This is a genomic window from Streptomyces spinoverrucosus (genome assembly GCF_015712165.1).
Taxonomy (GTDB): domain Bacteria; phylum Actinomycetota; class Actinomycetes; order Streptomycetales; family Streptomycetaceae; genus Streptomyces; species Streptomyces spinoverrucosus_A.
The window spans coordinates 2,121,189-2,144,344 of record NZ_JADPZX010000001.1 but is presented as its reverse complement, the minus strand read 5'-3'; the positions used below and the strand labels follow the sequence as shown (position 1 = coordinate 2,144,344).

9 protein-coding genes, 1 tRNA gene and 3 rRNA genes are annotated in these 23,156 nt (G+C 66.4%); 12 read left to right on the top strand and 1 reads right to left on the bottom strand.

Features of this window, described 5'->3' with window-relative positions:
* Window positions 1-429: 429 nt before the first annotated feature.
* The 5 genes from I2W78_RS09550 (at window position 430) to I2W78_RS09530 (ending at window position 6,513) form a co-directional block, all read left to right on the top strand.
* Window positions 430-1,954, top strand: a 16S ribosomal RNA gene (locus tag I2W78_RS09550).
* Window positions 1,955-2,261: 307 nt separating this feature from the next.
* A 23S ribosomal RNA gene (locus I2W78_RS09545) occupies window positions 2,262-5,381 on the top strand.
* Window positions 5,382-5,451: 70 nt separating this feature from the next.
* A 5S ribosomal RNA gene (rrf, locus tag I2W78_RS09540) occupies window positions 5,452-5,568 on the top strand.
* The 16S, 23S and 5S rRNA genes sit together here, the layout of an rRNA operon.
* A 113-nt stretch (window positions 5,569-5,681) precedes the next feature.
* Entirely contained in the window at window positions 5,682-6,344 is a 663-nt protein-coding gene (locus tag I2W78_RS09535; RefSeq protein ID WP_196458675.1) for a DegT/DnrJ/EryC1/StrS family aminotransferase, read from the top strand.
* A 96-nt stretch (window positions 6,345-6,440) separates the two neighbouring features.
* Window positions 6,441-6,513: transfer RNA gene (locus I2W78_RS09530), tRNA-Thr, on the top strand.
* 59 nt (window positions 6,514-6,572) lie between these two features.
* On the opposite strand, the gene I2W78_RS09525 is transcribed toward I2W78_RS09530, so the two are convergent.
* Window positions 6,573-9,335 (bottom strand): SpoIIE family protein phosphatase, encoded by a 2,763-nt coding sequence (locus tag I2W78_RS09525; protein WP_196458673.1) that lies wholly within the window; start codon window positions 9,333-9,335, stop codon window positions 6,573-6,575.
* Window positions 9,336-9,738: 403 nt separating this feature from the next.
* Between I2W78_RS09525 and I2W78_RS09520 the strand changes: the two genes are divergently transcribed.
* The 7 genes from I2W78_RS09520 to I2W78_RS09490 all read left to right on the top strand — a co-directional run bounded on the left by I2W78_RS09520 (window position 9,739) and on the right by I2W78_RS09490 (window position 23,155).
* On the top strand, window positions 9,739-15,186 hold the full coding sequence (locus I2W78_RS09520; RefSeq protein WP_196458671.1) for a HAMP domain-containing protein: 5,448 nt from the start codon (window positions 9,739-9,741) through the stop codon (window positions 15,184-15,186).
* A gap of 232 nt (window positions 15,187-15,418) precedes the next feature.
* Complete coding sequence (locus I2W78_RS09515; protein ID WP_189702184.1) at window positions 15,419-16,096, top strand: response regulator; 678 nt, start codon at window positions 15,419-15,421, stop codon at window positions 16,094-16,096.
* Between the two features lie 188 nt (window positions 16,097-16,284).
* Window positions 16,285-18,999, top strand: coding sequence for an FtsK/SpoIIIE family DNA translocase (locus I2W78_RS09510; protein ID WP_196458669.1), 2,715 nt, complete (start codon window positions 16,285-16,287; stop codon window positions 18,997-18,999).
* 274 nt (window positions 19,000-19,273) lie between these two features.
* Window positions 19,274-20,110, top strand: a complete 837-nt coding sequence (locus I2W78_RS09505) for a helix-turn-helix domain-containing protein (RefSeq protein WP_196458667.1) — start codon at window positions 19,274-19,276, stop codon at window positions 20,108-20,110.
* A gap of 98 nt (window positions 20,111-20,208) precedes the next feature.
* Window positions 20,209-21,708 (top strand): 30S ribosomal protein S12 methylthiotransferase RimO, encoded by a 1,500-nt coding sequence (gene rimO, locus I2W78_RS09500; RefSeq protein WP_196458665.1) that lies wholly within the window; start codon window positions 20,209-20,211, stop codon window positions 21,706-21,708.
* A complete protein-coding gene (pgsA, locus tag I2W78_RS09495; RefSeq protein WP_196458663.1) occupies window positions 21,705-22,613 on the top strand; it encodes a CDP-diacylglycerol--glycerol-3-phosphate 3-phosphatidyltransferase in 909 nt (302 codons plus the stop codon). The genes rimO and pgsA overlap by 4 nt, the downstream gene beginning before the upstream one ends.
* Window positions 22,610-23,155, top strand: coding sequence for a CinA family protein (locus tag I2W78_RS09490; RefSeq protein ID WP_196458661.1), 546 nt, complete (start codon window positions 22,610-22,612; stop codon window positions 23,153-23,155). Before pgsA ends, I2W78_RS09490 begins: the two co-directional genes overlap by 4 nt.
* Window position 23,156: the final 1 nt, after the last annotated feature.

The following is a 23,156-nucleotide window of genomic DNA, read 5'->3' as shown; positions in this document are numbered from 1 at the left end:
TTACGGCTCGCTCCCCCGGGAACCCGGCCACTCCGTGCGCCGGAGACAGTCTCCGGAGCGGGGCGGGAATTCCGACTCAGAATCTCTGATAAAGTCGGAAGCGCCGGAAAGGGAAACGCGGAAGCGGGAACCTGGAAAGCACCGAGGGAATCGGATCGAGAAAAGATCTGATAGAGTCGGAAACACCGAAGGGAAGCGCCCGGAGGAAAGCCGCGAGAGAGAATCTCGGGTGAGTACAAAGGAAACGACCGTTCCTTGAGAACTCAACAGCGTGCCAAAAGTCAACGCCAGATATGTTGATACCCCGTCTCCGGTCATCATGACCGAGGCGAGGTTCCTTTGAAAAAACACAGCGAGGACGCTGTGAGCGTCGGGATTATTCCTCCCGGCGTTCCGCTCCCGTGTGTGTCACCGGATTACCGGTAAGCATTCACGGAGAGTTTGATCCTGGCTCAGGACGAACGCTGGCGGCGTGCTTAACACATGCAAGTCGAACGATGAAGCCCTTCGGGGTGGATTAGTGGCGAACGGGTGAGTAACACGTGGGCAATCTGCCCTGCACTCTGGGACAAGCCCTGGAAACGGGGTCTAATACCGGATATGAGAACCTTGGGCATCCTTGGTTCTGTAAAGCTCCGGCGGTGCAGGATGAGCCCGCGGCCTATCAGCTTGTTGGTGAGGTAATGGCTCACCAAGGCGACGACGGGTAGCCGGCCTGAGAGGGCGACCGGCCACACTGGGACTGAGACACGGCCCAGACTCCTACGGGAGGCAGCAGTGGGGAATATTGCACAATGGGCGAAAGCCTGATGCAGCGACGCCGCGTGAGGGATGACGGCCTTCGGGTTGTAAACCTCTTTCAGCAGGGAAGAAGCGAAAGTGACGGTACCTGCAGAAGAAGCGCCGGCTAACTACGTGCCAGCAGCCGCGGTAATACGTAGGGCGCAAGCGTTGTCCGGAATTATTGGGCGTAAAGAGCTCGTAGGCGGCTTGTCGCGTCGGTTGTGAAAGCCCGGGGCTTAACCCCGGGTCTGCAGTCGATACGGGCAGGCTAGAGTTCGGTAGGGGAGATCGGAATTCCTGGTGTAGCGGTGAAATGCGCAGATATCAGGAGGAACACCGGTGGCGAAGGCGGATCTCTGGGCCGATACTGACGCTGAGGAGCGAAAGCGTGGGGAGCGAACAGGATTAGATACCCTGGTAGTCCACGCCGTAAACGGTGGGCACTAGGTGTGGGCAACATTCCACGTTGTCCGTGCCGCAGCTAACGCATTAAGTGCCCCGCCTGGGGAGTACGGCCGCAAGGCTAAAACTCAAAGGAATTGACGGGGGCCCGCACAAGCGGCGGAGCATGTGGCTTAATTCGACGCAACGCGAAGAACCTTACCAAGGCTTGACATACACCGGAAACGGCCGGAGACGGTCGCCCCCTTGTGGTCGGTGTACAGGTGGTGCATGGCTGTCGTCAGCTCGTGTCGTGAGATGTTGGGTTAAGTCCCGCAACGAGCGCAACCCTTGTCCCGTGTTGCCAGCAGGCCCTTGTGGTGCTGGGGACTCACGGGAGACCGCCGGGGTCAACTCGGAGGAAGGTGGGGACGACGTCAAGTCATCATGCCCCTTATGTCTTGGGCTGCACACGTGCTACAATGGCCGGTACAATGAGCTGCGATACCGCGAGGTGGAGCGAATCTCAAAAAGCCGGTCTCAGTTCGGATTGGGGTCTGCAACTCGACCCCATGAAGTCGGAGTCGCTAGTAATCGCAGATCAGCATTGCTGCGGTGAATACGTTCCCGGGCCTTGTACACACCGCCCGTCACGTCACGAAAGTCGGTAACACCCGAAGCCGGTGGCCCAACCCCTTGTGGGAGGGAGCTGTCGAAGGTGGGACTGGCGATTGGGACGAAGTCGTAACAAGGTAGCCGTACCGGAAGGTGCGGCTGGATCACCTCCTTTCTAAGGAGCACTTCTCAGCCGGGCTTGCCCGGTTCAGAGGCCAGTACATCAGCGAACGTCTGATGCTGGTTGCTCATGGGTGGAACGTTGACTACTCGGCCAGGATCTCGGGTCGGAGGCTGCTAGTACTGCTCGCAAGAGCGTGGAACGCACGATCTCCGGACGGGAGCCGGCCGGGCACGCTGTTGGGTGTCTGAGGGAACGAACTTTCCTCAGTTGCCGGTCCCAGTGCACTCGGGTCTGTTGGTCCGGGGTGATGGGTGGCTGGTCGTTGTTTGAGAACTGCACAGTGGACGCGAGCATCTGTGGCCAAGTTTTTAAGGGCGCACGGTGGATGCCTTGGCACCAGGAACCGATGAAGGACGTGGGAGGCCGCGATAGTCCCCGGGGAGTCGTCAACCAGGCTTTGATCCGGGGGTTTCCGAATGGGGAAACCCGGCAGTCGTCATGGGCTGTCACCCTTGCCTGAACACATAGGGCAAGTGGAGGGAACGCGGGGAAGTGAAACATCTCAGTACCCGCAGGAAGAGAAAACAACCGTGATTCCGGGAGTAGTGGCGAGCGAAACTGGATGAGGCCAAACCGTATGCGTGTGAGACCCGGCAGGGGTTGCGTATGCGGGGTTGTGGGATCTCTCTTCCACGGTCTGCCGGCCGTGGGACGAGTCAGAAACCGTTGATGTAGGCGAAGGACATGCGAAAGGTCCGGCGTAGAGGGTAAGACCCCCGTAGTCGAAACGTCAGCGGCTCGTTTGAGAGACACCCAAGTAGCACGGGGCCCGAGAAATCCCGTGTGAATCTGGCGGGACCACCCGCTAAGCCTAAATATTCCCTGGTGACCGATAGCGGATAGTACCGTGAGGGAATGGTGAAAAGTACCCCGGGAGGGGAGTGAAATAGTACCTGAAACCGTGTGCCTACAAGCCGTGGGAGCGTCGGATGCAGCTTGCTGTGTCTCGTGACTGCGTGCCTTTTGAAGAATGAGCCTGCGAGTTTGCGGTGTGTTGCGAGGTTAACCCGGGTGGGGTAGCCGTAGCGAAAGCGAGTCCGAATAGGGCGTTTCAGTAGCGCGCTCAAGACCCGAAGCGGAGTGATCTAGCCATGGGCAGGTTGAAGCGGAGGTAAGACTTCGTGGAGGACCGAACCCACCAGGGTTGAAAACCTGGGGGATGACCTGTGGTTAGGGGTGAAAGGCCAATCAAACTCCGTGATAGCTGGTTCTCCCCGAAATGCATTTAGGTGCAGCGTCGTGTGTTTCTTGCCGGAGGTAGAGCACTGGATAGGCGATGGGCCCTACCGGGTTACTGACCTTAGCCAAACTCCGAATGCCGGTAAGTGAGAGCGCGGCAGTGAGACTGTGGGGGATAAGCTCCATGGTCGAGAGGGAAACAGCCCAGAGCATCGACTAAGGCCCCTAAGCGTACGCTAAGTGGGAAAGGATGTGGAGTCGCACAGACAACCAGGAGGTTGGCTTAGAAGCAGCCACCCTTGAAAGAGTGCGTAATAGCTCACTGGTCAAGTGATTCCGCGCCGACAATGTAGCGGGGCTCAAGCGTACCGCCGAAGTCGTGTCATTGCAGCATAAGGCCTAACGGCTGCTGTGATGGGTAGGGGAGCGTCGTCTGCCGGGTGAAGCAGCCGCGTAAGCGAGTTGTGGACGGTTGACGAGTGAGAATGCAGGCATGAGTAGCGATACAAACGTGAGAAACGTTTGCGCCGATTGACTAAGGGTTCCTGGGTCAAGCTGATCTGCCCAGGGTAAGTCGGGACCTAAGGCGAGGCCGACAGGCGTAGTCGATGGATAACCGGTTGATATTCCGGTACCCGCCGTGAAGCGTCAAACATTGAATCCAGTGATGCTAAGCCCGTGAAGCCGCCCCTGATCTCTTCGGAGTGAGGGGGAGTGGTGGAGCCGGTGACCCGAGCTGGTAGTAGGTGAGTGATGGGGTGACGCAGGAAGGTAGTCCATCCCGGGCGGTGGTTGTCCCGGGGTAAGGGTGTAGGACGTCAGGTAGGTAAATCCGCCTGGCATGTGTCTGAGACCTGATGCCGAGCCGATTGTGGTGAAGTGGATGATCCTATGCTGTCGAGAAAAGCCTCTAGCGAGTTTCATGGCGGCCCGTACCCTAAACCGACTCAGGTGGTCAGGTAGAGAATACCGAGGCGTTCGGGTGAACTATGGTTAAGGAACTCGGCAAAATGCCCCCGTAACTTCGGGAGAAGGGGGGCCACATCCGGTGACGGCACTTGCTGCCGGAGCTGGGGGTGGCCGCAGAGACCAGCGAGAAGCGACTGTTTACTAAAAACACAGGTCCGTGCGAAGCCGTAAGGCGATGTATACGGACTGACGCCTGCCCGGTGCTGGAACGTTAAGGGGACCGGTTAGCTCCATTTCGGTGGGGCGAAGCTGAGAACTTAAGCGCCAGTAAACGGCGGTGGTAACTATAACCATCCTAAGGTAGCGAAATTCCTTGTCGGGTAAGTTCCGACCTGCACGAATGGCGTAACGACTTCTCGACTGTCTCAACCATAGGCCCGGTGAAATTGCACTACGAGTAAAGATGCTCGTTTCGCGCAGCAGGACGGAAAGACCCCGGGACCTTTACTACAGTTTGATATTGGTGTTCGGTTCGGCTTGTGTAGGATAGCTGGGAGACTTTGAAACGCGGACGCCAGTTCGTGTGGAGTCGTCGTTGAAATACCAGTCTGGTCGTGCTGGATGTCTAACCTGGGTCCGTGATCCGGATCAGGGACAGTGTCTGATGGGTAGTTTAACTGGGGCGGTTGCCTCCTAAAGGGTAACGGAGGCGCCCAAAGGTTCCCTCAGCCTGGTTGGCAATCAGGTGTTGAGTGTAAGTGCACAAGGGAGCTTGACTGTGAGACCGACGGGTCGAGCAGGGACGAAAGTCGGGACTAGTGATCCGGCGGTGGCTTGTGGAAGCGCCGTCGCTCAACGGATAAAAGGTACCCCGGGGATAACAGGCTGATCTTCCCCAAGAGTCCATATCGACGGGATGGTTTGGCACCTCGATGTCGGCTCGTCGCATCCTGGGGCTGGAGTCGGTCCCAAGGGTTGGGCTGTTCGCCCATTAAAGCGGTACGCGAGCTGGGTTTAGAACGTCGTGAGACAGTTCGGTCCCTATCCGCTGTGCGCGTAGGAGTCTTGAGAAGGGCTGTCCCTAGTACGAGAGGACCGGGACGGACGAACCTCTGGTGTGCCAGTTGTTCTGCCAAGGGCATGGCTGGTTGGCTACGTTCGGGAGGGATAACCGCTGAAAGCATCTAAGCGGGAAGCCTGCTTCGAGATGAGGACTCCCACCCACTTGATGGGGTAAGGCTCCCAGTAGACGACTGGGTTGATAGGCCGGATATGGAAGCACGGTAACGTGTGGAGTTGACCGGTACTAATAGGCCGAGGGCTTGTCCTCAGTTGCTCGCGTCCACTGTGTTGGTTCTGAAACCACGAACAGCCGTTTCCGGTTGTCAGTTTCATAGTGTTTCGGTGGTCATAGCGTGAGGGAAACGCCCGGTTACATTCCGAACCCGGAAGCTAAGCCTTACAGCGCCGATGGTACTGCAGGGGGGACCCTGTGGGAGAGTAGGACGCCGCCGAACAATTATTAGAGGGTTGGACCCGGAACTTCGGTTCTGGGTCCAACCCTTTTTTGTTCTGCGTCACTTGAAGTTCACGTTGCGCAACCACGATCCGCAGCATGGGTACTGCTGCAATGCTCAGGGCCGCCGGCGTCGGAGTCGGTGACGAGGTCATCGTGCCGGCCTTCGGGAACGTCGAGGTCTCCGAAGCGGTGACCCTGGCGGGGGCGCACCCGGTGTTCGCCGACATAGACCCGGCGTCGTACTGCCTTGACGCGTCCGCGGTAGAGGCGGTCGTGACTCCGCGTACCGTGGCGGTCGTTGCCGTACACCGATTTGGTCGGCCGGCGGATGTCGTGCGGCTGCATGCGGTGGGGCAGCGGCACGGGATTCTGGTGTTGGAGCAGGGGGAGTCCGAGGCGCCGTACGACGAGGTCGCGCAGCGTCGGCAGCGGGCCGCCTATCTGGATGCGAAGTTGAAGGGTGTCTACACGCCGGACGGCGGGGTCGGGCACACCTATCAGCAGTACGTGGTGCGGGTGCCCGGGAATGGGCGGCCGGACCGGGACGCGTTCGCACAGGCTCTGCGCGCCAGAGGAGTTGAGTGTCGCGTGCCGGTGAAGACGCCGGTGCACCGGCTGCCCGCGTTTCGGCAGTGTGTCTCGCTGCCGGAGACCGAGCGGGCTGCCGCGGAGACGCTGGCACTGCCCGTGGATGGTGGTTTGACGAAGCGGGACATGCAGCGGATCGTGTCCGCGTGCAATGCCCTGGGGGGACTGTTGCAGCCCGCCTTCTGATCGTTTCCGGTACCGGGCGATCGTGGTTGGGAGCACGGGTCTGTTCAGGGTATGATCTATTCCGTTGCCGCGGGGGAAACCTCGGCAAGGCGACCGGCCCCTATAGCTCAGTCGGCAGAGCGTCTCCATGGTAAGGAGAAGGTCAACGGTTCGATTCCGTTTGGGGGCTCCGATGCAAAAGGCCTCCGCCCGAAAGGGCGGAGGCCTTTTGGTTGTTCTGCCCTTATTTCAGGCGTTGCTCAGACCGTTGTGGAGACCCGGGACGCGCATCGCCAGGATCGCCATGTCGTCGGAGGGGGCGTCCGAGGCGAAGCGTTCCACGGCGCGCATGATGCGGGCCGCGACAGCGCCCGCCGTGAGACCGGTGCAGGTGGTGAGGACGTCGGCAAGGCCGTCGTCGCCGAGCATGCGGCTGCCCTCACGGCGCTCGGTGACGCCGTCCGTGACGCAGAGGAGGACGTCGCCGGGGTCGAGGGTGACGGTCTGCTCGTAGAGGTCCAGGTCCTCCAGCACACCGAGGAGCGGCTGGGGTTCGGCGGCGGTCTCCACCGTGCCGTCCTGGCGCAGACGCAGGGGGAGCGGGTGGCCGGCGCAGACCACCTTCAGCTCGGCGCTGCCGTCCTCCTGCGGGCGCATCTCGCCGTACAGGAGGGTCAGGAAGCGGCTGCGGGCGCCCTCGTCGAGGATCGCGGAGTTGAGGCGTTGGAGGACCGCGGGGCCGCTGAGGCCCTCGCGGGCGAGCAGGCGCAGGGCGTGCCGGGCGAGGCCGGTGACGGCCGCCGCGTTCGGGCCCGTACCGCAGACGTCGCCGATGGCGAAGCCGTAGGCGCCGTCGCGGATGGGGAAGAGGTCGTAGAAGTCGCCGCCGACCTCGTTGCCCTCGCCGGCCGCGCGGTAGATGACCTCGACCTCGACGCCCTCGACCTGGGGGAGTTCGGGTGGCAGGAGGCTGCGTTGGAGGGACTGGCTGATGGCCGTGCGCTCGGAGTAGAGGCGGGCGTTGTCCAGGGCCAGGGCGGCTCGGCGGGACAGATCCTCGGCCAGTTCCAGGATCTCCTGGCGGAAGTGTTCGTCGGTGGGCTTGCCGAGGGTCAGCATGCCGATGACGCGGTTGCGGGCCACCAGGGGGAGGACGACCGTCTCGCCGCCGACTGCCGAGGCCGTGGCCAGGGTCGTACCGATGCCGCCGCTGACCGTGGCGGGTTCGCCGAGGCCCAGGCTGCGCATGGAGGTGCGCAGGGCGGCCTGGTGGGCGGCTTCCGCCGGGGCCGACCAGACACGGGCGCCGGGGGTGGGTACCGGGTCGGGCGGGGCGATCTTCGACAGCAACGACTTGATGCCGTCGATGAGTTCCTCGTCCTCGTGCAGGACGTACGAGAGATACGGCTCCGAGGCCTGGTCGGCGATCGTGTAGACCGCGCACCAGGTGGCCAGGGTGGGGACCGTCATCTGCGCCATCAGGGCGAGCGTCTGGTCACGGTCCAGGGTGCCGGCGAGGAGATCGGAGGCCTCGACGAGGAAGCTGAGCGAGCCGCGGCGAAGCCGTTCGAGTTCGCCGAGGCGGGCCGACTCGACGGCCAGGGCGATGCGGTCGGCGGCGAACTGCAGGCGCAGCGCCTCCTCGTTGGAGTATCTGCTGGGGGCCTCGGCGGCGACGCCGAGGGAGCCGGTGAGGCGGCCCTCGACCTTGAGCGGGACCGTGACGACCGAGCGCATGCCCGTGCCGTTGAGGAGCGGTACGGCACCGGGGACGGCGGTGAGGTCGTCGTGGACGGCCGGCATGCGGGCCGAGCCGTAGCGGCCGGGGCCGGCCTCGACGGGGACGCGGGCGAAGCGCTGGCGGGCGGAGGGCAGGCCCGTGGAGGCGCGGACCTCCAACTCCGTTTCGTCGTCGGTCGCGAGGAGCAGGAACGCGGAGTCGGCGTCGAGCATGTCGCGAGCGCGTTCGACTGTGCGCTGCAGGAGGCCGTCGAGGTCGTCCGGCGCGGGGGAGCCGATGAACACCTCGAAGGGGTCGGTGCTCTGGCCCTCGGATGAGCTGCTCGTGTCGGACGCCGGGATGCGCAGCGGCGTCTGCAGGACGGCCCGTTCGTGGTCGCGGACGAGGAGGCAGACCGTGGAGGGCTCACCGGCGGTGTCGCGGACGCGGAGGTGGGAGGCGTACACCGGTACGACCCGGCCGGCGGCGTCGCGGATGCCGTAACTGCCCTCCCAGCGCGAGAGTTGCAGTGCCTCGGCGATGCCGGTGCTGGTGCCCGGGGTGTGTGGCCAGGCGGCGAGGTCGGTGAGGGGTTTGCCGGTGACCTGTTCGCCCTGGTAGCCGAAGAGTTCCTCGGCGTCTTCGTTCCAGGCCGTGATGGAGCCGTTGCGGTCGATCTGGATGACGGCGACGCGGACGCGGCCGTCGGCCAGCGGGAGCAGGTCGGCGGGGAGGGACGGGCCGGCGGTGCGGGTGCCCACGGCGCGTGCGGGCAGGTCGAGTTGGAACCAGACCTGTTTGTGCGTGGGTGTGTAGTCCACGCCCCAGCGGCCGGCCAGGGCCGCGCAGAGCTGGAGGCCGCGGCCGCCCTCGCGGTCGGGGCTGCCCATGTTGACGGCGGAGCCCTGGAGGGGGACTTCGCGTTCCGGGTAGTGGTCGGCGACCTCGATGCGTACGCCGTCGTCGAGGCGCAGGCACAGGACGTCGGCGGCGGTGCCGGCGTGCACGACGGCGTTGGTGACGAGTTCGCTGGTGAGTACCACGGCGTCGTCGACGATGTCGGCGTATCCCCAGCCCTGGAGCGTGTCGCGGACGAAGGAGCGCGCGGAGGCGACCGAGCGCCCGACGGGCTCGAAGCTGGCGGCCGCGCGCGCGGTGATCACAGAACTCCTCGACCTGCTTTCGACGTCCTGGGCTGCGGGGCCGACCGGCTCGCGTCGCGTCTGCGACGGCAGGCCGCTCGTCGGCCGGGGTTCCGGGGGCTGTCCCCCCGGGATCAGTCCGGTGGTCATGTGTGCGGCCGCCCCTCCGATGCCCGCTCGTTCTCGTGCCACCGCCCAGGCCGGACGGAACCGGTGCGGCTGGACAGCCGCATGCAAGGTTACTTACCTTCGCGGTTCATGCGGATGCCGGTCTGCAGTGTTTCCGTCCGGAGGGTGTGCGGACGATGTGCGAAGCTGCCGAACTGTTATGGCCTGGTTCGGCCGGGGTGAAACACTGGGCAGGCTCTTGTGGAGGTCCGGACTCGGCGAGTGTGATGCGTGTACGGCGGGCAGCAGCCCCTGGTGTGGTCCGGTACCTCCTGGTGAGATTGACGGCTGGTATCACCGGGTGCGGATACGCAGTAGTAATCGGTACGCCGAGCAGTAGTAGCCGAGCACAGCAGCAATGGTCGACCCCTGCGGGAGGGACACAGTGGAGTCTGGCGCAGCGACGCGGGGCACGAAGCCGCGCGCGAAGGGCGGACAGTCCCCGAGCAATCGGAACGGGACCACTGAGGTGGACACGGCCGCCCTGAACCGGCTGCTGGCGGCTCTGGTCTCGATGCGGGACGGCAACTTCCGCAAGCGGCTCACGGTGTCCGGGGACGGCGTGATGGCGGAGATCGCCGCCGTCTTCAACGAGGTCGCCGACCGCAATATGCACCTTACGGGTGAGTTGTCGCGGGTGCGGCGCGTGGTGGGACGTGAGGGAAAACTCACCGAACGGCTGGAAACGGCGGCTTGTGAGGGGTCCTGGGCGGCCGCGATCGACGCCTCGAACGCGCTGGTCGACGATCTCGTGTGGCCGGTGTCCGAGGTCAGCCGGGTGCTGTCCGCGGTGGCCGAGGGCGATCTGTCGCCGCGCATGGAGCTGCGGACGAACGCGCCCGACGGGAGCGGGCATCCGCTGCGCGGGGAGTTCCTGAAGGTCGGGCGGACCGTCAACAACCTGGTCGACCAGCTGTCGACGTTCACCGACGAGGTCACGCGGGTGGCCAGTGAGGTGGGCACCGAGGGCAAGCTGGGCGGGCAGGCCCAGGTGCGCGGTATGTCCGGTTCATGGAAGGACCTGACGGAGTCCGTCAACACGATGGCCTACCGGCTGACCGCCCAGGTGCGGGACATCGCGCTGGTGACGACGGCGGTCGCGAAGGGCGATCTGTCCCGGAAGGTCACGGTTCATGTGGCCGGCGAGATGCTGGAGCTGAAGGAAACCGTCAACACGATGGTGGATCAGCTCTCCGCGTTCTCCTCGGAGGTGACCCGGGTCGCGCGCGAGGTGGGTACCGAGGGTGAGCTGGGCGGGCAGGCGCAGGTGCCCGGCGTGGCCGGTGTGTGGAAGGAGCTCACGGACTCCGTCAACACCATGGCCGGCAACCTCACCGCCCAGGTGCGTGGGATCGCCGAGGTCACGACGGCGGTCGCGAACGGTGACCTTTCCCGCAAGGTGACCGTGCAGGCGCGCGGTGAGGTCGCGCAGCTCGCCGAGACCATCAACCAGATGACCGAGACGCTGCGGATCTTCGCCGACGAGGTCACGCGCGTGGCCAACGAGGTCGGTGCGGAGGGGCGGCTCGGCGGGCAGGCGAACGTGCCGGGTGCGGCGGGCACCTGGAAGGACCTGACCGACTCCGTCAACACCGTGTTCCGGAACCTCACCACACAGGTGCGGGACATCGCCGCCGTGACGACGGCCGTCGCCAATGGTGACCTCTCGCAGAAGGTCACCGTGGACGTGGCCGGCGAGATGCTGGAGCTGAAGAACACCGTCAACGGCATGGTGGACCAGCTGTCCGCCTTCGGTTCCGAGGTGACGCGAGTCGCCCGGGAGATCGGTCACGAGGGTGAGCTGGGCGGTCAGGCGCAGGTGCCGGGCGCCGCGGGGACCTGGAAGGACCTGACGGACTCCGTCAACACGGCGTTCCGCAACCTCACCGGACAGGTGAGGAACATCGCCCAGGTGACGACGGCGGTCGCCAATGGTGACCTCTCGCAGAAGGTCACGGTGGACGTCTCCGGCGAGATGCTCCAGCTGAAGAACACCGTGAACACGATGGTGGACCAGCTGTCGTCGTTCGCCGACCAGGTCACGACGATGGCCCGGGAGGTGGGCACCGAGGGGCGGCTCGGCGGGCAGGCGCGCGTTGAGGGTGTCTCCGGTACGTGGAAGGAACTCACCGACGCCGTCAACTCCATCACGGGCAATCTGACCGCTCAGGTGCGGCAGATCGCCCAGGTGACGACTGCCGTGGCACGCGGCGACCTGTCGCAGAAGATCACCATGGATGTGCGCGGGGAGATCCTGGAGCTGAAGAACACCGTCAACACGATGGTGGACCAGCTCTCGGCCTTCGCCGACCAGGTGACGCGGGTGGCCCGCGAGGTGGGTACGGAGGGCCGGCTCGGCGGTCAGGCGCAGGTGCCCGGCGTGGCCGGTGTGTGGCGGGATCTGACGGACTCCGTGAACGGCATGGCCGGCAACCTGACGGCTCAGATGCGGCAGATCGCCCAGGTCGCCACAGCGGTGGCGCGAGGAGACCTGTCGCAGAAGATCACGGTGGACGCGCGCGGCGAGATCCTGGAGCTGAAGAACACGCTCAACACGATGGTGGACCAGCTGTCCTCGTTCGCCGAGGAGGTCACCAGGGTGGCCCGCGAGGTGGGCACCGAGGGCAAGCTGGGCGGCCAGGCCGAGGTGCAGGGTGTCTCCGGCACCTGGAAGGACCTCACCCAGTCCGTCAACTTCATGGCGAACAACCTCACCGTCCAGGTGCGCAGCATCGCCCACGTCACCACCGCCGTCGCCAAGGGCGACCTGTCGAAGAAGATCACCGTCGACGCCAAGGGCGAGATCCTCGAACTCGTCACCACCGTCAACACGATGGTCGACCAGCTGTCGTCCTTCGCCGACCAGGTGACCCGGGTCGCGCGCGAGGTGGGTACCGAGGGCATCCTGGGCGGCCAGGCGCATGTGCCGGGCGTCACGGGCATCTGGAAGGACCTCAGCGACAACGTCAACCTGATGGCCAAGAACCTCACCGTTCAGGTGAGGAACATCTCCCAGGTCGCGATGGCCGTCGCCAACGGTGACCTGACGCGCACGGTGACGATCGAGGCGCGCGGTGAGGTGGCTCAGCTCGCCGACACCTTCAACACCATGGTGAAGACGCTCAGTTCGTTCGCGGAGCAGGTCACCAAGGTGGCCCGTGAGGTGGGCACGGACGGCATCCTCGGTGGTCAGGCGCATGTGCCGGGCGTGGCCGGTACGTGGAAGGACCTCACCGAGTCGGTGAACCAGATGGCGTCCAACCTTACCGGTCAGGTGCGCAACATCGCCATGGTGACGACGGCGATCGCCAAGGGTGACCTGACGAAGAAGATCGACATCGACGCGCGCGGGGAGATCCTCGAACTCAAGACGACCATCAACACGATGGTCGACCAGCTGTCCTCGTTCGCCGAGGAGGTCACGCGCGTGGCCCGTGAGGTGGGCACGGAGGGCCAGCTGGGTGGCCAGGCGCGCGTGCGGGACGTCGACGGCACCTGGCGGGATCTGACGGAGTCCGTGAACGAGATGGCCGGGAACCTGACCCGGCAGGTGCGGGCCATCGCGCGCGTGGCGACCGCGGTGACCCGCGGCGACCTGAACCTGAAGATCGACGTGGACGCCTCCGGCGAGATCCAGGAGCTTCAGGACTACATCAACAAGATGATTGCCAACCTGCGCGACACCACGATCGCCAACAAGGAGCAGGACTGGCTCAAGGGCAACCTCGCCCGGATCTCCGCGCTGATGCAGGGCCGCCGGGACCTGGAGGACGTGGCCTCGCTGATCATGAGCGAGCTGACGCCGGTGGTCTCCGCCCAGCACGGGGCGTTCTTCCTGGCGATGCAGCCGGCCGACACAGCGGGCAAGGACGACCAGTACGAACTGCGGATGCTGGGCTCGTACGGCTACTCGATGGGCTCCATGCCGACGTCGTTCCGGCCCGGTGAGGCGCTGGTCGGCACGGCCGCCCAGGAGAAGCGCACGATCCTCGTGGAGAACGCGCCCAGCGGCTATCTGAAGATCTCCTCCGGGCTCGGCGAGGCGCCGCCCGCGCAGGTGATCGTGCTGCCGGTGCTGTTCGAGGGCAAGGTGCTCGGCGTGATCGAACTGGCCTCGTTCACGCCCTTCACGCAGATCCAGAAGGACTTCCTCAACCAGATCGCCGAGATGATCGCGACCAGCGTCAACACCATCTCCGTCAACACCAAGACGGAGGTGCTGCTGAAGCAGTCGCAGGAGCTGACCGAGCAACTGCGCGAGCGCTCCGCCGAGTTGGAGAACCGGCAGAAGGCCCTCCAGGCGTCCAACGCCGAACTGGAGGAGAAGGCCGAGCTGCTGGCCCAGCAGAACCGCGACATCGAGGTGAAGAACACCGAGATCGAGGAGGCGCGGCAGGTCCTGGAGGAGCGCGCCGAGCAGCTCGCGGTGTCGATGCGCTACAAGAGCGAGTTCCTGGCCAACATGTCGCACGAGTTGCGTACGCCGCTGAACTCGCTGCTCATCCTGGCCAAGCTGCTCGCCGACAACGCGGACGGCAATCTCACCCCGAAGCAGGTCGAGTTCGCCGAGACGATCCACGGGGCCGGCTCCGACCTGCTGCAGCTGATCAACGACATCCTGGACCTGTCGAAGGTCGAGGCGGGCAAGATGGACGTCTCACCGACGCGCATCGCGCTCGTCCAGCTCGTCGACTACGTGGAGGCCACATTCCGGCCGTTGACCGCGGAGAAGGGCCTGGACCTGTCCGTACGGGTGTCCCCGGAGCTGCCCGCCACGCTGCACACCGACGAGCAGCGCCTCCTGCAGGTGCTGCGCAACCTGCTCTCGAACGCGGTGAAGTTCACCGACTCGGGCTCGGTGGAGCTGGTCATCCGCCCCGCGCGCGACGACGTGCCGCAGGCGATCCGGGAGCAGCTGCTGGAGGCCGGTTCACTCACCGACGCGGACGCCGAGCTGATCGCGTTCTCGGTGACCGACACCGGGATCGGGATCGCGGGGAGCAAGATGCGGGTGATCTTCGAGGCGTTCAAGCAGGCGGACGGCACGACCAGCCGCAAGTACGGCGGTACGGGCCTCGGCCTGTCCATCTCGCGGGAGATCGCCCAACTGCTCGGCGGCGAGATCCACGCGCAGAGCGAGCCGGGCCGCGGCTCGACGTTCACGCTGTATCTGCCGCTGCACCCGAGCGAACTGCCCCCGCACGGCTACCAGCAGCCCTCGCCTTCGGCCCCGGTGGCCAGGGAACTCGCCGAGTGGCCCGAGCTGTCCGAGGTGACGGTCGAGACGCCGGCCGAGGTGAAGTCGTACCACGAGACCCAGAACGGCGCTGCCGCGCTCTTCCGGCGCCGCCGCAGGAGCACGCCCATGGCCGAGCACCGGGCCCTGCCGCAGGAGTCGTGGCAGGCCGGCGAGACGGAGGCGGAGGCACACCCGCGCGCGGGTGTCCGGTTCGGGGGTGAGAAGGTACTGATCGTCGACGACGACATCCGCAACGTCTTCGCGCTCACCAGCGTCCTTGAGCAGCACGGGCTGTCGGTGCTGTACGCCGAGAACGGCCGTGAGGGCATCGAGGTGCTGGAGCAGCACGACGACGTGGCGGTCGTCCTGATGGACATCATGATGCCCGAGATGGACGGGTATGCCACGACCACTGCGATTCGCCGGATGCCGCAGTTCGCCGGGCTGCCGATCATCGCGCTGACGGCCAAGGCGATGAAGGGCGACCGGGAGAAGGCGATCGAGTCGGGCGCGTCCGACTATGTGACGAAGCCGGTCGACCCCGATCACCTGTTGGCGGTGATGGAGCAGTGGATGCAGGCGAATGAACAGTAGATGTCCATGGGAAGTTGTTGACTCAGAGTGCGCGTAGCCGTGTACAAATGCGGGATTCGGGGAACCTTCTGGTCCCCTGCCGCGTTTCTGCTACGTGCACAGTGACATCGCGGTGACAGGGTGTGGCGACAGGCGGGGTGCGGCTACGATGACCGGCACGAGGATGGGCGGCGCAACGGAGTCGTCCCACGGGGCGGCGCCCGGTGCACTGCCGGGGCGAGGAGGGCGGGCCATGGTGCAGAAGGCCAAGATCCTCCTGGTCGATGACCGGCCGGAGAATCTGCTGGCGCTGGAGGCGATCCTCTCTGCGCTCGATCAGACGCTGGTGCGGGCATCGTCCGGGGAGGAAGCGCTCAAAGCACTACTCACGGACGATTTCGCGGTCATCCTGCTGGATGTCCAGATGCCGGGAATGGACGGTTTCGAAACCGCCGCGCACATCAAACGGCGGGAGCGGACCCGCGACATCCCGATCATCTTCCTCACCGCGATCAACCACGGCCCGCACCACACCTTCCGGGGCTACGCGGCCGGAGCGGTGGACTACATCTCCAAGCCGTTCGACCCGTGGGTGCTGCGCGCGAAGGTCTCCGTTTTCGTCGAGCTGTACATGAAGAACTGCCAGCTGCGCGAGCAGGCCGCGCTGCTGCGGCTCCAGTTGGAGGGCGGCGGCAAGGGCGCGGTCGGCGGCAAGGAGTCCGCCGGGCTGCTCGCCGAGCTGTCGGCGCGCCTCGCGGCCGTCGAAGAGCAGGCCGAAGCGCTCTCCAAGCAACTCGACGACGAGTCCGCGGACGCGGCGGCGGTGGCCACGGCGGCTCACCTGGAGCGCAAACTCACGGGGTTGCGGCGGGCGCTGGACGCGCTGGAGCCGGGCACCGGCGGGGCTCCCTCGGTGCCGTCGCAGAACTGAGCGCGAACCGGGCCGAGTTGCCCGCCCGGAATTTCCCGGTACGTTCACGGATCCGTCGTGTTGCCGGGCTTGCACAAGTCACCTGCTCGTGAACCCGCGTCAGTTCCGTGCCCACACAAGGGCGACACGAACGGGTGAAGCAGTAGGCACACGTGTCCGCTGTCGACTCCACCGGTAATCTCACACCTATGGCCTCACGTCCCTCCGCAGCCAAGAAGCAGCCCGCCAAGAAGGCTGCCGCTTCGGCGAAGGCTCCGACGAAGAAGGCCGCCGCGAAGAAGGCCCCCGCGAAGAAGGCGCCCGCCAAGAGGGCCCCGGCGAAGAAGGCCGCACCCAAGCCGGCGCCGAGCCCGACCGGGGGCATCTACCGACTCGTCCGCGCGATCTGGCTCGGCCTGGCGCACGCCGTCGGTGCCGTCTTCCGGGGCATAGGGCAGGGCGCCAAGAACCTCGACCCGGCCCACCGCAAGGACGGCATCGCGCTGCTGCTGCTCGCCCTCGCGCTGATCGTCGCCGCGGGCACCTGGTCCAACCTGCGAGGTCCCGTCGGCGACCTCGTCGAGATCCTGGTCACCGGCGCCTTCGGCCGACTGGACCTGCTCGTGCCGATCCTGCTCGCGGTGATCGCCGTGCGTTTCATCCGGCACCCCGAGCAGCCCGAGGCCAACGGCCGGATCGTCATCGGCCTGTCCGCGCTCCTCATCGGCGTCCTCGGCCAGGTCCACATCGCCTGCGGCTCGCCCGCCCGCAGCGCCGGCATGCAGGCCATACGGGACGCCGGCGGCCTCATCGGCTGGGGCGCGGCGACCCCGCTGACGTACGCCCTCGGCGAGATGCTCGCCGTACCGCTGCTGGTGCTGCTCACGATCTTCGGGCTGCTGGTCGTCACGGCCACCCCCGTCAACGCCATCCCGCAGCGGCTGCGGCTGCTCGGTGTGAAGCTCGGCATCGTCCGTGACGCCGAGGAGTACGAGGACGAGCTCAGCGAGGACGACGAGCGCTACGACGAACAGTGGCGCGAGGCGCTGCCCGCGCGGCCCCGCAGGCGCGGGCAGGCCCCGCAGGCGTACGACCCCGACAGCGCGGAGCAGGAGGCCCTCTCCCGGCGTCGCGGCCGCCCCGGGCGCTCGTCCGTGCCCCAGCCCGAGAAGGGGCGGCAGAAGGACGCCGTGGACGTCGCCGCGGCCGCCGCTGCCGCGCTCGACGGCGCAGTGCTGCACGGCATGCCGCCGTCGCCGATCGTCGCCGACCTCACCCAGGGCGTCAGCGTGGGCGACCGCGCGGAGACCACCCCGACCCCGACGCCGGTGCCGGCCGCGCGCGCCAAACAGGAGAAGCTCGGGACCGAGGTCCCCGACCTCACCAAGTCACCGCCCGCACAGCCGCGCGACCTGCCGCCGCGCGCCGAGCAGCTCCAGCTGTCCGGCGACATCACCTACGCCCTGCCGTCCCTCGACCTCCTCACGCGCGGGGGGCCGGGCAAGGCGCGCAGCGCCGCCAACGACGCCGTGGTGGCCTCGCTGACGAACGTCTTCACCGAGTTCAAGGTCGATGCCGCGGTCACCGGCTTCACCCGCGGACCGACGGTGACGCGCTACGAGGTCGAGCTCGGGCCCGCCGTGAAGGTCGAGCGGATCACCGCCCTCACCAAGAACATCGCGTACGCCGTCGCCAGCCCCGACGTGCGGATCATCAGCCCCATCCCCGGCAAGTCCGCCGTCGGCATCGAGATCCCGAACACCGACCGCGAGATGGTCAACCTCGGCGACGTGCTGCGGCTGGCCGAGTCCGCCGAGGACGACGACCCGATGCTGGTGGCGTTCGGCAAGGACGTCGAGGGCGGGTACGTCATGCACTCGCTGGCGAAGATGCCGCACATGCTCGTCGCCGGAGCCACCGGTTCCGGTAAGTCGTCGTGCATCAACTGCCTGATCACCTCGGTCATGATGCGGGCGACCCCGGAGGACGTCCGGATGATCCTGGTCGACCCCAAGCGCGTCGAGCTGACCGCCTACGAGGGCATTCCGCACCTGATCACGCCGATCATCACCAACCCGAAACGGGCCGCCGAGGCGCTCCAGTGGGTCGTACGGGAAATGGACCTCCGCTACGACGACCTGGCGGCGTACGGCTACCGGCACATCGACGACTTCAACCGTGCTGTACGCGAGGGCAAGGTCACGGCGCCCGAGGGCAGCGAGCGGGAGCTGCAGCCGTACCCCTACCTGCTGGTGATCGTCGACGAGCTCGCCGACCTGATGATGGTGGCGCCGCGGGACGTCGAGGACGCGATCGTGCGCATCACGCAGCTCGCGCGCGCGGCCGGTATCCACCTGGTGCTGGCCACGCAGCGGCCGTCGGTCGACGTCGTCACCGGTCTGATCAAGGCGAACGTGCCGTCGCGGCTGGCGTTCGCCACGTCGTCGCTGGCGGACTCGCGGGTCATCCTCGACCAGCCCGGTGCCGAGAAGCTGATCGGCAAGGGCGACGGGCTGTTCCTGCCGATGGGTGCGAACAAACCGACGCGTATGCAGGGCGCGTTCGTGACCGAGGAGGAGATCGCCGGCGTCGTCCAGCACTGCAAGGACCAGATGGCGCCGGTCTTCCGGGACGACGTCACCGTCGGCAGCAAGCAGAAGAAGGAGATCGACGAGGACATCGGCGACGACCTCGACCTGCTGTGCCAGGCGGCCGAGCTGGTCGTCTCCACGCAGTTCGGGTCGACGTCCATGCTCCAACGCAAGCTGCGCGTCGGCTTCGCCAAGGCCGGACGGCTGATGGACCTGATGGAGTCGCGCAACATCGTCGGGCCCAGCGAGGGGTCCAAGGCACGTGACGTTCTTGTGAAACCCGATGAGCTGGATGGCGTGCTCGCCGTCATCCGTGGGGAGTCTGAAGGGTAGGCATGCGGGTACGATCGTCGGCTCGCCGCAGGCGGTTGTTCGATCGTGACTCACCCGTAAGGGATCATTGAGCAACCGTTTCCCTGCGACGCACGTCAAGTTGAGGGAAGCGACAACCACTCGCCTCACCATTCGTCAAGCACCACACCCGGTATCGGGACCTCCAACCATTCCGATGGCGTACAAAGTCCCTCCGCCGGGTTGCCCCACCCTTTTGCACCCCCCCTAGACTGAACCTCCAGCACAGGTGGCTACACGCTCGAAAGGCGCCCCCGTGTCCATCGGCAACTCCCCTGAAGACGAGCGTCCGTTCGAAGACGTATCCGAGGAAGCCCTCCCCTCCATCGGCCGTGCCCTGCAGCAGGCGCGTATTGCCGCAGGGCTGACCGTCGATGACGTCAGTACCGCCACCCGCGTCCGCATCGCCATCGTGCACGCCATCGAGGCGGACGACTTCGCGCCCTGCGGCGGCGACGTCTACGCGCGCGGGCACATCAGGACCCTGGCCAAGCACGTCCACCTGGATCCCGCCCCGCTCCTCGCACAGTACGACGCCGAGCGTGGGCGTCCGGCGCCGACGCCGGCGGCGCCGCTGTTCGAGGCCGAGCGCATCCGTCCGGAGCGGCGGGGGCCCAACTGGACCGCGGCCATGGTCGCCGCGATCGTCGCCGTGATCGGTTTCGTCGGCTTCACCCTCTTCAAGGGCGACTCCGAGGACGGCTCCAAGACGCAGGTCGCCGAGGGGGCGAAGCCCTCGACCGGCAAGACCGCCTCGCCGTCCGCCGACGCCCCCAAGCCCACCGACCCCAAACCCGACCCCTCCGAGAGCGCCATCGCGGCCGCGCCCCGTGACAAGGTCACCGTCCAGGTGAGCGCCGTCGACGGCCGCAGCTGGATCTCCGCCAAGGACCACAACGGCCGGCTTCTGTTCGACGGCCTCCTCAAGCAGGGCCAGTCCAAGACCTTCCAGGACAGTTCGAAGATCAACCTGGTGCTGGGTGACGCGGGGGCCATCCAGCTGTACGTGAACGGCAAGAAGATCGAGGACGACTTCCAGCCCGGTGCCGTGGAGCGGCTGACGTACACGAAGGGCGATCCGCAGGTCGGATGAGCGGGCCTTTCGAGGGGCAGGGTTCGGTTACGGGGTTGGCCAAGATCGGCCAACCCCGTTGACTTGGGGTGTCAGCGGGACGAAGTAGTCTTGAGCCCATGCCTGAACGCCGTACCGTCGCACTCGTCACCCTTGGCTGCGCCCGTAACGAGGTGGACTCGGAGGAGCTCGCAGGCCGCTTGGAGGCGGACGGCTGGGAGCTCGTCGAGGAAGCCGGGGACGCGGACGTCGCCGTCGTGAACACGTGCGGCTTCGTCGACGCCGCCAAGAAGGACTCCGTCGACGCCCTCCTGGAGGCCAATGACCTCAAGGGCCATGGCAGAACCCAGGCCGTCGTGGCGGTGGGCTGCATGGCCGAGCGGTACGGCAAGGAACTCGCCGAGGCCCTCCCCGAGGCCGACGGCGTGCTCGGCTTCGACGACTACTCGAACATCTCCGACCGACTGCAGACCATCCTGAACGGCGGCATCCACGCCGCGCACACCCCGCGTGACCGGCGCAAGCTGCTGCCGATCAGCCCCGCCGACCGGCAGGCGGCGTCCGATGTGGCGCTGCCCGGTCATGGTGCGCCTTCCGACCTGCCGGAGGGCGTCGCCCCGGCCTCCGGCCCGCGCGCCCCGCTGCGGCGCCGGCTGGACGGCAACCCCGTCGCCTCGGTGAAGCTGGCCTCCGGCTGCGACCGGCGCTGCTCCTTCTGCGCCATCCCGTCCTTCCGCGGCTCCTTCATCTCACGCCGCCCGAGCGACGTGCTGAACGAGACGCGGTGGCTGGCCGAGCAGGGCGTCAAGGAGATCATGCTGGTCTCCGAGAACAACACCTCCTACGGCAAGGACCTGGGCGACATCCGGCTGCTGGAGTCGCTGCTGCCGGAGCTGGCGGACGTCGACGGCATCGAGCGGGTGCGGGTCAGCTACCTCCAGCCCGCCGAGATGCGGCCGGGCCTGATCGACGTACTGACCTCGACGCCGAAGGTCGCGCCCTACTTCGACCTGTCCTTCCAGCACTCCGCCCCGGACGTGCTGCGCGCGATGCGGCGCTTCGGTGACACCGACCGGTTCCTCGAGCTGCTCGACACCATCAGGAGCAAGGCGCCCGAGGCGGGCGTGCGGTCTAACTTCATCGTGGGCTTCCCCGGGGAGACCGAGGCCGACCTGGCCGAGCTGGAGAGGTTCCTGAACGGGGCGCGGCTGGACGCGATCGGCGTCTTCGGCTACTCCGACGAGGAAGGCACCGAGGCGGCGACGTACGACAACAAGCTCGACGAGGATGTCGTCGCCGAGCGGCTCGCCCACATCTCGCGGCTCGCGGAGGAACTCGTCTCGCAGCGGGCCGAGGAGCGCGTCGGGGAGACCGTGCGCGTGCTGGTGGAATCGGTGGGCGGTGAGGAGGGTACCCACGGGCGTGCGGCGCACCAGGCGCCGGAAACGGACGGTCAGGTGCTGCTCACCGGCGCCGCGGGCGGCGAGGCACTGAGCGTCGGTCGTATGGTCGAGGCGAAGGTGGTCGGTACGGAAGGCGTCGACCTGGTGGCCGAGCCGTTGGCGTTCGTGAGCGTTGGCGCCGAGGGCCGGGCCGGCAGTGAGGAGGCGGGCAGATGACCGGAGTACCGGCGTCCGCCGCGGGTGGCTCCGCCCAGGCGAACGGCGCGGCCTCGGCCTCGAAAGGGGGCTCCTCGAAGAGGGCGTCCCTGAAGAAGGGCTCCTCCAAGGGTGGGGGTGTGTCCGGTGCCGCGGGTGCCGTGGGGGCGGGTGCTACTGGCGTGACGGCGTCCGGGGCCGGTGCCGGTGCCGGTGCCGGTGTCTCCGGGGCGGGTGCTTCGGGGGTCGGTGGTGGTGTCTCCGGGGCGGGTGATTCCGGTGCGCAGATGGGTGTGAAACCGGCGCGTGGCGGGAAGATCGCGGCCGCGGCCGTGAACCAGGCCAGCGTCTGGAACGTCGCCAACCTCCTGACCATGCTCCGGCTGGTCCTGGTCCCCGGCTTCGTCGCCCTGATGCTGGCCGACGGCGGATACGACCCGGCGTGGCGCTCGCTCGCCTGGGCGGCCTTCGCCATCGCCATGATCACGGACCTGTTCGACGGCCATCTGGCGCGCACGTACAACCTCGTCACCGACTTCGGGAAGATCGCCGACCCCATCGCCGACAAGGCGATCATGGGCGCGGCGCTGATCTGTCTGTCGGCGCTGGGCGATCTGCCGTGGTGGGTCACGGCGGTGATCCTCGGGCGGGAACTCGGGATCACACTGCTGCGTTTTCTGGTCATTCGCTACGGCGTCATTCCCGCCAGCCGTGGTGGAAAGCTGAAGACCCTCACCCAAGGCGTGGCCGTCGGCATGTACGTCCTGGCACTCACGGGATGGCTGGCCACCCTGCGGTTCTGGGTGATGGCCGCGGCGGTCGTGCTGACCGTGGCGACCGGACTCGACTATGTGAGACAGGCCATTGTGCTGCGTCGGCAGGGAATTGCCGAGCGCAAGGCCGCGTTGGAGGAGACGGAAGCGTGAGTTCCCCGGCCACCGAGGTGGTGCGACTACTCACGGTGAGAGGCGAGACCGTCGCCGTGGCAGAGTCGCTGACGGGCGGGCTGGTCGCGGCGGAGCTGACCGCGGTTCCGGGGGCGTCCAAGGCCTTCCGGGGATCGGTGACGGCGTACGCGACCGAGCTCAAGCACGAACTGCTCGGCGTCGACGCCACCCTGCTGGCTCAGCGTGGAGCAGTGGATCCGCAGGTCGCGGCCCAGATGGCGGCGGGCGTGCGGAAGGCGCTGGGCGCCGACTGGGGCCTCGCGACGACCGGTGTCGCCGGTCCGGAACCCCAGGACGGACAGCCCGTCGGGACCGTGTTCGTCGCCCTGGACGGGCCGTTCGGACCGGCTTCCGGTTCTGCCGGTGGCGGAAAAGTGGAGACCCTGAGGTTGAACGGCCACCGGGCGGAAATTCGTATGGAGAGTGTACGGAGCGTACTCGCGCTGCTTCTGAGGGAGCTTGCGAGCGAACAGACCGGGAATGAGCGGGCACAGGATACGGAACGGAACGGGGGGTTTTGAT